Source organism: Bradyrhizobium sp., assembly GCF_017881085.1.
Taxonomy (GTDB): Bacteria; Pseudomonadota; Alphaproteobacteria; order Rhizobiales; family Xanthobacteraceae; genus Bradyrhizobium.
This window is the reverse complement of sequence record NZ_JADGRI010000139.1, coordinates 1-12,682: the sequence shown is the minus strand read 5'-3', so window position 1 is coordinate 12,682 and position 12,682 is coordinate 1. Positions and strand designations below refer to the sequence as shown.

The 12,682-nt window shown below is 64.0% G+C and carries 12 protein-coding genes; 4 read left to right on the top strand and 8 right to left on the bottom strand.

What is annotated here, in order from left to right; translation table 11 throughout:
• The 4 genes from QZ213_RS14820 to QZ213_RS14805 all read right to left on the bottom strand — a co-directional run.
• A partial coding sequence (locus QZ213_RS14820) for a bifunctional aldolase/short-chain dehydrogenase (RefSeq protein WP_291686830.1) occupies nt 1-1,724 on the bottom strand: 1,724 nt, incomplete at its 3' end.
• Between the two features lie 17 nt (nt 1,725-1,741).
• Nucleotides 1,742-2,851: an S-methyl-5-thioribose-1-phosphate isomerase gene (gene mtnA, locus QZ213_RS14815; RefSeq protein WP_291686832.1), complete on the bottom strand. Its 1,110-nt coding sequence runs from the start codon at nt 2,849-2,851 to the stop codon at nt 1,742-1,744.
• A 22-nt stretch (nt 2,852-2,873) separates the two neighbouring features.
• A complete protein-coding gene (locus QZ213_RS14810) occupies nt 2,874-3,749 on the bottom strand; it encodes an S-methyl-5'-thioadenosine phosphorylase (RefSeq protein ID WP_291686829.1) in 876 nt (291 codons plus the stop codon).
• A gap of 149 nt (nt 3,750-3,898) precedes the next feature.
• Nucleotides 3,899-4,078, bottom strand: coding sequence for a rubredoxin (locus QZ213_RS14805; protein ID WP_291686828.1), 180 nt, complete (start codon nt 4,076-4,078; stop codon nt 3,899-3,901).
• 62 nt (nt 4,079-4,140) lie between these two features.
• On the opposite strand from QZ213_RS14805, the gene QZ213_RS14800 reads away from it, so the two are divergent.
• Nucleotides 4,141-4,602, top strand: coding sequence for a hypothetical protein (locus QZ213_RS14800; protein WP_291686827.1), 462 nt, complete (start codon nt 4,141-4,143; stop codon nt 4,600-4,602).
• 156 nt (nt 4,603-4,758) lie between these two features.
• Nucleotides 4,759-6,627, top strand: coding sequence for a DNA helicase RecQ (gene recQ / locus QZ213_RS14795; RefSeq protein WP_291686826.1), 1,869 nt, complete (start codon nt 4,759-4,761; stop codon nt 6,625-6,627).
• Nucleotides 6,628-6,705: 78 nt separating this feature from the next.
• Here the strand turns inward: recQ and QZ213_RS14790 are convergent, their stop codons facing one another.
• Nucleotides 6,706-6,840 (bottom strand): hypothetical protein, encoded by a 135-nt coding sequence (locus tag QZ213_RS14790; RefSeq protein ID WP_291686825.1) that lies wholly within the window; start codon nt 6,838-6,840, stop codon nt 6,706-6,708.
• Between the two features lie 154 nt (nt 6,841-6,994).
• Between QZ213_RS14790 and QZ213_RS14785 the strand changes: the two genes are divergently transcribed.
• Both QZ213_RS14785 and QZ213_RS14780 read left to right on the top strand, forming a co-directional pair.
• Complete coding sequence (locus QZ213_RS14785; protein ID WP_291686824.1) at nt 6,995-9,058, top strand: ATP-dependent helicase; 2,064 nt, start codon at nt 6,995-6,997, stop codon at nt 9,056-9,058.
• Between the two features lie 53 nt (nt 9,059-9,111).
• Nucleotides 9,112-9,864, top strand: coding sequence for a thermonuclease family protein (locus tag QZ213_RS14780; RefSeq protein WP_291686831.1), 753 nt, complete (start codon nt 9,112-9,114; stop codon nt 9,862-9,864).
• Nucleotides 9,865-9,869: 5 nt separating this feature from the next.
• On the opposite strand, the gene QZ213_RS14775 is transcribed toward QZ213_RS14780, so the two are convergent.
• From QZ213_RS14775 to QZ213_RS14765, 3 genes are all read right to left on the bottom strand, one after another.
• Complete coding sequence (locus QZ213_RS14775) at nt 9,870-10,949, bottom strand: hypothetical protein (RefSeq protein ID WP_291686823.1); 1,080 nt, start codon at nt 10,947-10,949, stop codon at nt 9,870-9,872.
• Nucleotides 10,950-11,294: 345 nt separating this feature from the next.
• Entirely contained in the window at nt 11,295-11,714 is a 420-nt protein-coding gene (locus QZ213_RS14770) for a hypothetical protein (RefSeq protein ID WP_291686822.1), read from the bottom strand.
• 18 nt (nt 11,715-11,732) lie between these two features.
• A complete protein-coding gene (locus tag QZ213_RS14765) occupies nt 11,733-12,395 on the bottom strand; it encodes a hypothetical protein (protein ID WP_291686821.1) in 663 nt (220 codons plus the stop codon).
• Between the last annotated feature and the right edge of the window lie 287 nt (nt 12,396-12,682).

Below are 12,682 nucleotides of genomic sequence, written 5' to 3'. Positions count from 1 at the left end.
GGATTGACCGCCTGTTTGGAGACATTGAACAGCAGGCAGCCGCCGGTGCCCTGCGCGCGCATGATCTTGACGGCGGCCTGCGCGACCCGCTGGTGCCCGTAGAAGTTCAGCTCGAAACTCTCGCGCAGCACCGCCTCGTCGACCTCGCCGATCCGGCCCTGCCAGGCGGCGCCGGCATTCGACACCGCAATGTCGACTCCGCCGAACGCGGCGGCGACTTGTGCGAAGGCATCCTTGACCGATGCGGCATCAGTGACGTCGCAGTGAATTCCTAGCGCGGCGCCGCCGATCGCCTTGGCTTTCGCTTGCGCAGCGGCCTTGTCGACATCCAGCAGCGCCACTTCGGCGCCCGCCGCCGCGAATGCCTTGGCGGTGGCAAAGCCGATTGCACCGGCGGCGCCGGTGATGACTGCGACCTGTCCCGCCAGCGGCAACTCCCTGGCGCCGCCCAGCTTCGCCTGCTCGAGCGACCAGTATTCGACATCGAACAGATCGGCCTCCGGCAGCGGCTCGAAGCGGCCGACGGCTTCCGCATCCGTGATGGTGGCAATGGCGGCTTCGGCCAGATCGCCGGCGATCTTCGCATCCTTCTGGCTGCGGCCGAGCCCGAACAGGCCGACCCCGGGCACCAGAACAACACGCGGCAGGGGATCAAGCATCGTCTTGATGCCCCCGACGCGCGCATTGTTGCGGACGAAATACGCCTTGTAGGATTCGCCATAGGTGGCGACGGCGTCACGGACCGAATTCCTGAAACCGGCGAGGTCGCCCTCTGCGGGCGCGGCGACCACCAGCGGCTTGTTCTTGATGCGGATGTTGTGATCGGGCGTCACCACGCCGGCCTGGCCGTAGCGCGCGACCTCCGTGCCGTTGACGAAATTCATCACCGAATCGTTGCCGCGAAACTCCAGCACAAAACGCTTCCAGGCGCCGTCGGTCTTGCTGTCCGCCAAGCTGCAGGCGCCGCGGATGATCGGCGCGACGTCGGCAACGTTCGCAACGCGGGCCGGCAATTTTGCGCTTGTGAATGCGGGCTTGCGTTTTTTCGCGAGTCGCTCTTCGGCCAGGCTCACCAGCGCGATCATCCGCTCATAGGCTTGCCGCGCATCGGCGCCAAAACTGAAAATGCCGTGCTTGACCAGGATAAGGCCTTCGACGGAAGCATCCGCATCGAACACCTGCGCCGCGGCTTTCGCCAACCCAAAACCCGGCATCAGATAGGGAACGTAGCCCACACGCGCGCCATAAATTTCCCGGCACAAGGCTTCGCCGTCGGGCTGGTCGCTGAGCGCCAGTACGGCGGTGGAATGGGTATGGTCGATGAATTTGTGCGGGATAAAGGCGTGCAGCAGCGCCTCGACCGACGGATTGGGCGATGCCGGATCAATCAAATTGGCGCGCTGCAGCCGCACCATTTCCTCGTCGGAAAGTTTTTCGCGTGCGCGCAGCTTCAACAGCGGCGCGAGCCGCACCGCGGGAAGGCCGGCGGGCTCGATCGTCCCCATGTCCCAGCCGGAGCCCTTGACGCAGAGCACTTCGACCTGTTCGCCGTTGAGATCGGCGATGGTCGTTTTCACCGAAGTGTTGCCGCCACCATGCAGCACCAGCCGCCAATCCTGGCCCAACAGCCGCGTGGTGTAGACTCGTAAAGCCACATCGCGGCCAAGCCTTTCGTAACGGCAGACAGCCGCTTCGGCGTCGCGATCGATCCAGGCGCTTTGCATCGGCTCTCGTTCCTCGGTTATTCGGCCGCTGCCGCGGTTCGTTCGGGAAAGGCAGCGGCCAGCGAAGCGCGGTTTGCCTTGAGCACGCCGCGCTCGGTGATCAATCCCGTGATCAGCCGTGCCGGCGTCACGTCAAAACCGTAATTGGCGACCGGCGAGCCGTCGGGAACGATCCGCACCGTCTCGATCCGTCCGTCGGCGGTACGGCCGGTCATATCGGTCACTTCTTCAGCCCCGCGCTGCTCGATCGGAATTTCCTTGATGCCGTCGGAGACGCTGAAATCGATGGTCGGCGACGGGAGCGCCACGTAGAACGGCACGCCATTGTCATGCGCCGCGAGCGCCTTGAGGTAGGTGCCGATCTTGTTGCAGACGTCGCCATTGGCGGTGACCCGGTCGGTACCGACGATGACGAGATCGACCATCCCGTGCTGCATCAGATGCCCGCCGGTGTTGTCGGGAATCACGGTGTGCGGCACACCGTGATGGCCTAGCTCCCAGGCGGTCAGCGAGGCGCCCTGGTTGCGCGGACGGGTCTCGTCGACCCAGACATGGACGGCTTGTCCCGCGTCATGCGCGAGATAGATCGGCGCCGTCGCGGTGCCCCAGTCGACGGTCGCAAGCCACCCGGCGTTGCAATGGGTCAGCACGTTGACGCGCTCGCCATGCTTCTTGGTTGCCGCAATCGCCCTGATCAAGGCGATGCCGTGTTCGCCGATGCCCCGGTTGATGGCGATGTCTTCCTCGGAAATCTCGGCAGCGCGCGAGTAGGCCGCTGCGGTTCGATCCGACGGCGGCAACGGCCGCAGCAGCGAGGTCATCTCGTCGAGCGCCCATTTCAGGTTGATCGCGGTCGGCCGTGTCGCGATCAGCCGCTGATAGGCAAGATCGAGCGAAGCATCGGAGCCGTCCGCCCGCATCGCCAGCGCCATCCCGAACGCCGCGGTCGCGCCGATCAGCGGCGCGCCCCGCACCAGCATGGAAGAAATCGCGTCCGCCGCGGCGTCGCAACTCGTCAGTCGCTCCACGACAAAATGGTGCGGCAGCCGGCGCTGATCGATCGCGCTGACGGTGGTGCCGTCAGGCTCGAGCCAGATACTGCGAATATGCCTGCCGTCGACCTTCATGACGCCATCGATACCATAGATCTCACGCGCGCAGGATCCGGCCCGCCACCGCATCGAGCTTTTTCAGCAGCGCGGGATCGCGGGCTTCCGGTGCGGTGATGATGGCGGTGTCGAGCGCGCGGTCCGATCCGATCGGACACGGCTCGTGCTCCCGCGGAAACTCCCTTGCCAGCCGCGCCACCAGGCCCTTGGCCTTGTCGGCATTGGTGGTCAGCACCCGGATGATGTCCTGCACGGTGACGGCGTCATGGTCGGGATGCCAGCAATCGAAGTCCGTCACCATCGCCACCGTCGCGTAGCAGATCTCGGCCTCGCGCGCGAGCTTTGCCTCGGGCATATTGGTCATGCCGATCACCGAATAGCCGAGATTTTTGTAGGTCATGCTTTCGGCGTAGCTGGAGAATTGCGGGCCCTCCATGCAGAGATAAGTGCCGCCGCGCGCGATCGCGATGCCCTCGGCCTCGGCCGCTGCGGCGAGGTGGATGCGCAGGCGCGGCGACACCGGATGCGCCATCGAGACATGGGCGACGCAGCCCCTGCCGAAGAACGAGCTTTCGCGCTTGTGGGTTCGGTCGACGAACTGATCGACCAGCACGAAGGTGCCGGGCGGCAACTCCTCCCTGAACGAGCCGCAGGCCGACAGCGAGATCAGGTCGGTGACTCCGGCGCGTTTCAGCACGTCGATATTGGCGCGATAATTGATGTCGGAAGGCGATAGCCGATGGCCCTTGTCGTGGCGCGGCATAAAAACGATCGGCAGGCCCGCGATGGTGCCATGACGCACCGGCGCCGAGGGCTGGCCCCACGGGCTGTCAATCGCCTCCTCTCGGACAGTTTCCAGCCCGGGCAGGTCGTAGATACCGGATCCGCCGATTATACCCAGGATCGCCTTCGTCATGCCCTCTCCACTTCTCGGTTCATAGCGCTGCTCATCATGGGAACGAAGCGCGACAATTGCATTTCGGGACTACTATGGCCGATATCGACCAAATACAAAGGCGCAAGTGTGAGCAACCGGGATCGAATGTGCATTCGCGGGTTTTGCATCTACAGTTCGATCATATCGAAGTCGCTCTTCGGCGTGCCGCATTCCGGGCAAACCCAGTCGTCCGGAATTTCGGCCCACCTCGTGCCCGGCGCCAGGCCTTCATCCCGGTCGCCTTTTTCCTCGTCATAGATGTAGCCGCAACTCCGGCATTGCCAGGATTTGTAGGCCTCGTTGCTCATCGCTTTTTTCCGTCCTGCATGGAAGGATTTTTCCTGGCCGGCCTCGAGCGGACTCTGGCAGGGTGCAGGGCATCTTATGTGTTGGATGCCTGGCGGTAAACCGGACTTGGGAGAGCGCCGCGATTTTCAGGAACTGGCTCGAATATCTTTCGGGCGGCGCGCGAGGAACGTTCTATTTCACCAGCGGATTGGTCGATCAGTGGCCGGGTCACTGGACCGGGGTCAGCGCCGATGAGATCGTAGCCCTTCTTCGCCGGGGCTACGAAGTCGCCTGCCACACCGTGCAGTTCCTGCGCTCCACGCCCTTGATCGAAACCAATATCGACCGCGATGGAATAGATCGCGTGTTCGACGAAGCCGTGGCCGGGAACGGCCGGCTGATCTTCTATGGCCACGACGTGAAGGCCGCGCCCAGCCCCTACGGATGTTCGCCGACGATGCTGCGCCATGCGCTGGAGGCGGCGTCGCGCCGCAAGATCCAGATCCTGAGCGTCGCGCAAGCGCTAAAGCGGGCGGGCGCGTAAACGCTTTTCTTTGCGCCAGCCGAACAAGTGAATGGCTGGGCCGCCCCGAATCTGGAATAGACTTACCAAGATCGTCGGCCGGCCGTTTCGAGCATCTGACGGTGCCGGTCGCGCAGACCCGTTCCCGCAAATTCTTGTCCGGACAACTGATTCGACATGCCTGTTCCCGCCACCGCCGCAACCCCTGAAACCGGAAACGACACCCCCGACGCGCTTTCCGTGCTGAATTCGGTATTCGGCCTGCCCGGCTTTCGGGGCGCGCAGGAACAGATCGTCAGTCATGTCACCGACGGTGGCAATTGCCTGGTGCTGATGCCGACCGGCGGCGGCAAGTCGCTGTGCTATCAGTTGCCATCCTTGCTGCGAAGAGGCTGCGGCATCGTGGTCTCGCCGCTGATCGCGCTGATGCGCGACCAGGTCGCCGGCCTGCTCGAGGCCGGGGTCAAGGCGGCGGTGCTGAATTCCACGCTGTCGTTTGACGAGGCTTCCGCGGTCGAGGCCCGGCTGCTCGCCGGCGATCTCGATCTGCTCTACATCGCGCCTGAACGGCTGGTGACGCCGCGCTGCCTCAACCTGCTCGGCCGCGCCAAAATCGCGCTGTTCGCGATCGACGAGGCGCATTGCGTATCGCATTGGGGGCATGATTTTCGCCCCGAATATATCGGCCTGTCGGTCATCGCCGAGCGCTTTCCCGACGTGCCGCGCATTGCGCTAACCGCTACGGCCGACGAACTCACCCGGCAGGAGATCGTCGATCGGCTTGGGCTTTCCGGCGCGCCGCAGTTCGTCGCGAGTTTCGATCGCCCGAACATCCGCTACGAAATCGTCGACAAGCAGAACGCGCCGGCGCAGCTGAAGGCCTTCATCGCCGAACGCCATTCCGGCGACGCCGGCATCGTCTACTGCCTGTCGCGCGCCAAGGTCGAGGACACGGCCGCCGCGCTGACCAAGGCCGGCATCGAGGCGCTGCCCTATCACGCCGGCCTCGACGCCGCTATGCGCGCGCGCAACCAGGATCGCTTCATCAACGAAGATGGCGTCGTGATCGTCGCCACCATCGCGTTCGGCATGGGCATCGACAAGCCGGACGTCCGCTTCGTGGCGCATCTCGATTTGCCCAAGAGTATCGAGGCCTATTACCAGGAAACCGGTCGGGCCGGCCGCGACGGCAAACCGTCCAGCGCCTGGATGGCCTATGGCCTGTCGGACATCGTGCAGCACCGCCGCATGATCGAGGAGTCCACGGGCTCCGACGCGTTCAAGCGCGTCTCGATCGGCAAGCTGGAGGCGCTGGTCGGCCTTGCCGAAACCACGACCTGCCGGCGCACCCGGCTGCTCGGCTATTTCGGCGAGACGCTTGGCCCGGCCAGGTGCGGCAATTGCGACAACTGCCTGTCGCCGCCGGCCCTGCGCGATGGCAAGGTGATCGCACAAAAGCTGTTGTCCTGCGCCTATCGCACCGGGCAGCGTTTTGGGGCGATGCACCTGATCGATGTGCTGGTCGGGCGCGTGACGGAGCGCGTCCAGCAATTCGGGCATGACAAGCTCTCCGTGTTCGGCATCGGCCGCGAACTCAATGAAAAGCAGTGGCGCGGCGCGATCCGCCAGCTGGTGGCGCTCGGCCATCTTGCGCCGGACTCCGAGGCCTTCGGCGCGTTGAAGCTGACGGAAACGGCGCGCGGCGTCCTCAAGGGCGATACCGAGGTGATGCTGCGCGAGGAAACCCCGGGCTCCCGCAATCGCGCCAGCCGGACCAAATCCCGGCGCGGCGATCTGGCGCCCGCTTCCGGCGGCGCGGACAAAGCCGGCGATCCGACCCTGCTCGGCGCGCTGCGGGCCTGGCGGTCGCAAGTGGCGCGGGGCCGCGGCGTGCCGGCCTATGTGGTGCTGCACGATTCAACAATCGACGGCATCGCCACCTTGCGACCGACCACGCTGACGCAACTCCGCGGCATCCCCGGCATCGGCGACAAGAAGCTCGAACACTACGGCGACGAGCTGATCGCGCTGGTGAAGGCTGGGTAACCGAGGCGTAAGAAGCCTTTCGGCGAGGCGGGGTCCGCCCTCGCCGAAAGTAACGCGCTTACTCCGATACGCCTACGCTCAGTGCCGATGATGATCGTCGTCATCGCCTCCGGTGACCGAGACCACGACGCCGGTGGTCTCGTCGAGCACCACCTTGCGCGGACCGCGCTCATCGCGGCGGTCGAGGACGGGCGTTCCCGGCGTCGGCAGCAAGGAGTTCAGGCATTATGGCGCCGATCCGACGTCGCTGGCCGGACGCGCCGAAGCCGAGGCGGCGGGAGGGAACGAGGGCCGCCCCGGAGGGATCATTGTGCGCAGCGCGGGAATCACGGAATGTGATTCTCCACCCTCGGGGGACGACCAATCCGTGCCAGCGGCAGCCGCCTACCTTGACAGCCTCAATCCCGAGCAACGGCGGGCCGTCGAGCATGGCGCCGTCGGCGCGGGGCCCTTCGCGCCGCTTTTGGTGATTGCCGGCGCGGGCTCCGGCAAGACCAACACGCTGGCCCACCGCGTGGCCCATCTGGTGGTCAACGGCGCCGACCCGCGCCGCATCCTGCTGATGACGTTTTCCCGCCGCGCCGCCTCCGAAATGACAAAGCGTGTCGAGCGGATCGCGCGCAAGGTCATCGGCGACAATGCCGGCGTCATGACCGACGCGCTGGCCTGGGCCGGCACCTTCCATGGCATCGGCGCGCGAATCTTGCGGGAATATTCCGAGCAGATCGGTCTCGATCCCGGCTTCACCATCCACGATCGCGAGGATTCCGCCGACCTGATGAACCTGATACGGCACGAAAAGGGGTTTTCGCGAACCGAAAGCCGCTTTCCCACCAAAGGCACCTGCCTTGCGATCTACTCGCGCTGTGTCAACGCGGAGAACGCGATCGAACAGGTGCTGGGCTCGTCGTTTCCCTGGTGCTCCGGCTGGGCGGCGGAATTGAAGGAATTGTTCGCGGCCTATGTCGAGGCCAAGCAGCGCCACAACGTGCTCGATTACGACGATCTCTTGCTGTACTGGGCGCAGAGCATGAGCGATCCGGTCCTGGCCTCCGATATTGGTGGCCGTTTCGATCATGTGCTGGTCGACGAATACCAGGACACCAATCGCCTGCAATCCTCGATCCTGCTGGCGCTCAAGCCCCACGGTAACGGCCTCACCGTGGTCGGCGACGATGCGCAATCGATCTACTCGTTCCGCGCCGCGACCGTCCGCAACATCCTCGACTTCCCGGCAAAATTCTCGCCGCCGGCCGACATCATCACGCTCGACCGCAACTACCGCTCGACGCAGACGATCCTTGCCGCGGCCAACGGCGTCATCGATCTCGCCAAAGAGCGTTTCACCAAGAACCTGTGGACCGACCGGACCTCGGGCACAAAGCCCCAGCTTGTCGTCGTGCGCGACGAGGCCGACCAGGCCCGCTGCATTGTCGAGCGCATCCTGGAGAACCGCGAAACCGGCACGATGTTGAAGCAGCAGGCGGTACTGTTCCGCACCTCCAGCCACTCGGGGCCGCTGGAAGTCGAACTGACCCGGCGCAACATCCCCTTCGTCAAATTCGGCGGCCTGAAATTCCTCGATGCCGCGCATGTCAAGGACATGCTGGCGCTGTTGCGTTTTGTGGAAAATCCGCGCGACCGCGTCGCGGGTTTCCGGCTGATGCATCTGATCCCCGGGGTCGGTCCCGCCTCGGCGCAGCGGGCGCTCGATCACATGGCCGGCGCCGCCGATCCGCTCAAAGCCCTTGCCGACGCGCCGGTCCCGCCGCGCGCCGGCGAAGACTGGCGAACCTTCGTCGATACGGTGACGGATATCAGCCATTCGAATTGGCCGGCGGACCTCGAACGCGCGCGGCTGTGGTACGAGCCGCATCTCGACCGGATCCACGAGGATTCCGAGAGCCGCCGCGCCGATTTGATCCAGCTCGAACAGATCGCGAGCGGCTACCCCTCGCGGGAGCGCTTTCTCACCGAGCTGACGCTCGATCCTCCCGACGCCACCAGCGACCAGGCCGGAGTCCCCCTGCTCGACGAGGACTATCTGATCCTGTCCACCATCCATTCCGCCAAGGGGCAGGAATGGAAATCGGTGTATGTGCTCAACGTGGTCGACGGCTGCATGCCCTCGGATCTCGGCGCCGGGACGTCGGCCGAAATCGAAGAGGAACGCCGGCTGCTCTATGTCGCGATGACGCGGGCCAGGGACGATCTGCATCTCATGGTGCCGCAGCGCTTCTTCACCCACGGCCAGCACACGAAGGGCGACGGCCACGTCTATGCCGCGCGGACCCGCTTCATTCCGTCTGCGCTGCTCCGGCTGTTCGAACAGACCACCTGGCCGCTGGCGGCGGCCAATACGGACGCGCGTGCCGCAAGCCAGGGGCCGCGCATTGACGTCGGCGCCCGCATGCGCAGGATGTGGCGCTGAGGCGGAGAATGAAAATCATGGGGAATACCGGTTTTCGCGGTCTGCTGACGCCGATGCGTCTTGTTGTCGTGTTGCTGCCGTTCTTCTTCCCGGCGAGTTCCGGTTGGGCCGCCAACGCGACCGTCAAGGATGGCGCCACGCTCCTGCTTGCCGGCGTCACCTACCGGCTCGATGGCGGGGACGCGCCGGAATTCGATCAGATCTGCGTCGACGATCACGCCGACCCCTGGACCTGCGGCGTCGAAGCGCGCGACCAATTGACACGACTGATCGGCGGGCGCGGCGTGCATTGCGAGGATCTGGGGCCGGACAAGACGCTTCCCAAGCGCCACGCCGGTCTTTGCACCGTCGACGGCGAAACCGCCAGCCTGAACCAACTCATGGTACGTCAGGGTTTTGCGCTGACATCCGAGCCCTCTGCCAAGGGCCACTTCAAGAGCGACGAAACCGCCGCCAAGGACGGCAAGACGGGCTTGTGGCGCGGGTGCTTTGTCGCGCCGCAGGAATTCCGGCACGGCAAAAAGGACGGAACGCTGCTGGGCGCGGCCTGCCGAAGCGACAAGGACCGCGAAATTCGGGCAGTCCTGTTTCCGGAAGAATCGGCGGCGCCGCCCGGCTGCAACATCAAGGCAAAATTCGCGGTCCGCGCGCGCGTGACTGGCAACCTGGGCATCTATCAACTGCAGGGATGCCGAAGTTATGCGCCGCTGACCAGGCCCGATCGCTGGTTCTGCTCCGAGGACGATGCGCAGGCCGCAGGCTTTCGCCGTGCCTATAATTGTCGCGCGGCGACGCGGAAAAGGTAAAGCCGCTAGCTGCGGTTTGAGGCGGCAGGCGCGAGGATGCTGCGGGCTACCTCGCCCACCGGCAGATGGTCATTTGACTGGCCGCCGATCAGTGCCATGTCCATGGTGTAGGCCCCGAGTTCACACATCACCTGCGAGGCTATATCGCCGAGCGGGATGAACTCCCTCGCGAGATATTCGAACTGGGCGCGCGCCTGACGCAGCGTGGTTTTGGGCACAACGGCATTGGTTTCTCCGGCGCTAGCCCCCTGACCGTCTTGCTGTGCCGCAAGCGCAACGGCTTCCGCGCCGGCTCCAGGCTTTGCGCCAGCTTCGGCACCGGCGGCAGGCACGATCGTCTGGTTTCTCAGGGTGTTGATGCGATCGAAGGCAGAGCGGAACTCGACCCGTTCGGCTTCGAGGACAGCTAATTTCTCCTTGAGTGCATCGTGCTCGCGCTCGGAGACCATGCGGAACGTGGCAAGCTCGGCGCCACGCGCCTTCAACTGCGCCTGCAATTCATCGCGCTCGCGGTCGAAGGCGAGCCGAAGCCCGGACAATTCCTCCTCACGCGCCGCCCGTGTTGCCGCGCCGTCCTGACGTTCGCGGTCCAGATCGCGCCGAAGCTGGTCGCATTCTTCGACACGCGCTTCCAGCGTTGCCTGCAGCGCTTCGCGCTTCTGATCGAATGCCGCGCGAAGCTCGTTGAGCGCCCCTTCGTGCGCGGCCGATTTGGCCGCGCGTTCGTCGCGCTCCCGGCCCAAGGCCTCGCGAAGCACGGCGAGTTCCGCTTCTCTCGCCTGCAGCGTTCCCCCGAGCGCGTTGCGTTCGGCCAGCAGCGAGGAAGCTATCTCCAGGTGCCCGTCGATGTCATGCTTGAGCGCGTCGCATTCGGTTTCCAGCGCATCGGCGTGCTGGGTCAAGGTTTCATACTTGTCTCGCCAGACACCTTCCTCATCCGAGGCTGACACGGCGCGCGCCGTCAGGCTTTCCAGAAGATCGGCAGCCCGGCGCAAATAGGACCCGTTGTGCCCGTTGGCCATCATGTCGGCGAACCGACGCAAGAAGCTGACGGTTTCCGCGACATCGGGGGTTTCGGGCGCCACAGCAGGGTCGGTCATGAAGCTCGCTTTCCTGGACGCCATCCCATACGCGTGGTGATCAACGCGTTACAGCCCCACTCGGCGCGGTCCAACCAAAATAAACCGGTTCCAAACCGCAAAGCTCGGCGATCGGATTTGGCTTGCATGCGGTTCTCCAGATTGGCGGCGGCGAAAATAGGGCGTCGGCGCCAAATAACGTGACGGTCATCGGGGAATTCGAGGCGGGCGACATCGCGCCGTGAAGTTGCCCACGACATTTCCGACAAATTGGGTTCGTTTTGTAAGTGCCGATCGATTGCCAGCAGGATTGGCTTCGTTTTGTAAACCCTGCTGGAGTAGCCCGGTCGCTCACGGCAGCCCCACTGGGAGGTCGAGCCGGTCAAGCGTTTTTGCGGCACGCTTTCGCCTGGACAAGGCCGCCTGCTCGTAGCGGTCAAATCCCAAAACCCAGCGCAAGCGCCTAGGGTCGAGCGTAGCCGAAAGCGCCGGCGTCGCTGCAAAGCGGAGCGCTCGAATTCGCATCAGCTCACAATGGGCTGTGGCAAGCTCGTTCGCCGCCATGAGCTGTTGCGCGGACGGGTTCTCGCCCGCAATGGCCTGCGCCAGCCGATCGATCTCGGTAGCCGTGGTGAGGTCCCGCGGCAGCGGCAGCGACAGGCCGTGACGAAATGCGTTTCGGCTTGATTTTGCCCGGCCTGTGGGGGTTCGGGGACCGGTGCTGCGCGCGGCGTTCGCCCGGTTGGCTGCAACTTGCTTGGCGGTTGCCATCGCTGGTTTCTCCCTCTGTTAGTGCCTCGCCGTCGCAGGTCGATCGCTTTGCGGCTCGGCGACAGATTTGCGCGCGGTCAATTTGTCGGCCTTGCGCTTGCGGCGGTGGTATTCGCTGACGACGACATCACGCCGCGATTGCCGGTTGGCCATCAAGTGTTCCAACGTTGAGAGAATTGGCAGATTTTGCTGGCTTGCTTGGGCGTTAATGGCGTCATCGGTGATATTAAAGCGCCGAATTAGCGCGGTTGCGTTGCTGCGCTCGTCGTCATCCTCGCCAAAATAGCTCGTGGCAATGTCGAGCGCGTCCTTTTCGAAACCGATCGACGCCAAAAGGCACACCAAGGCTTTCATGCCGGTCGCACCCGGCAAAGCCGCCTGTTGACGGCGAAAACGCTGTTCCTCCCACAGTGCATGGCAAACGTCGCTGGCGTGCAGTCGCTCAAAAAACGTTTGCGGCTGCATCGCGGCCAAAATCTGTGCCTCCAGCGCCCGATAATCCTCCATCTTTTCGCCCGCGGTGAGGACAGGGGCCTGCAACAACCTATCGGCAACGGACGGTCCGCCGGCTTTGGGTGTGGGGTCGCCGGTTTCCGGGATCTTGTCGGAATGGGCCGAAGCAGGGTGCCGCAGCGCGTCGGAAGCCGTGCCGGTTACGTGAGATGTGTCATCCTGAGCCATACCAAAATCTCCTCTTTAAGGGGGTTCAAAACAGATCAGGTATTTAAGGCGCCAACGGTTAGATGCAATCCCTACGGGAGCAAATTAATTTGCCGTATGTCACTCTTTTAACTCGACTTATTACTACAGCGGAGTGACAATCGGGCCAATAAAAACTCTGGTAAACATTCCTATTCAACCTAGGAGTGAACGAAAAGCTCCGAGCACCGATTGAAGAAGGGAGGTCTCGCAATGCCCGCCCGCTACGTTGACCAGGTTCAGAAGCTCGATATCCGATCGATGATGGC

Excerpts from the sequence above, each read along its gene's own strand:
- mtnA (WP_291686832.1), bottom strand. The coding sequence starts at position 2,851 with ATGAAGGTCGACGGCAGGCATATTCGCAGTATCTGGCTCGAGCCTGAC.
- recQ (WP_291686826.1), top strand. The coding sequence starts at position 4,759 with ATGCCTGTTCCCGCCACCGCCGCAACCCCTGAAACCGGAAACGACACC.
- QZ213_RS14770 (WP_291686822.1), bottom strand. The coding sequence starts at position 11,714 with ATGGCAACCGCCAAGCAAGTTGCAGCCAACCGGGCGAACGCCGCGCGC.
- QZ213_RS14810 (WP_291686829.1), bottom strand. The coding sequence starts at position 3,749 with ATGACGAAGGCGATCCTGGGTATAATCGGCGGATCCGGTATCTACGAC.
- QZ213_RS14780 (WP_291686831.1), top strand. The coding sequence starts at position 9,112 with ATGCGTCTTGTTGTCGTGTTGCTGCCGTTCTTCTTCCCGGCGAGTTCC.
- QZ213_RS14765 (WP_291686821.1), bottom strand. The coding sequence starts at position 12,395 with ATGGCTCAGGATGACACATCTCACGTAACCGGCACGGCTTCCGACGCG.
- QZ213_RS14805 (WP_291686828.1), bottom strand. The coding sequence starts at position 4,078 with ATGAGCAACGAGGCCTACAAATCCTGGCAATGCCGGAGTTGCGGCTAC.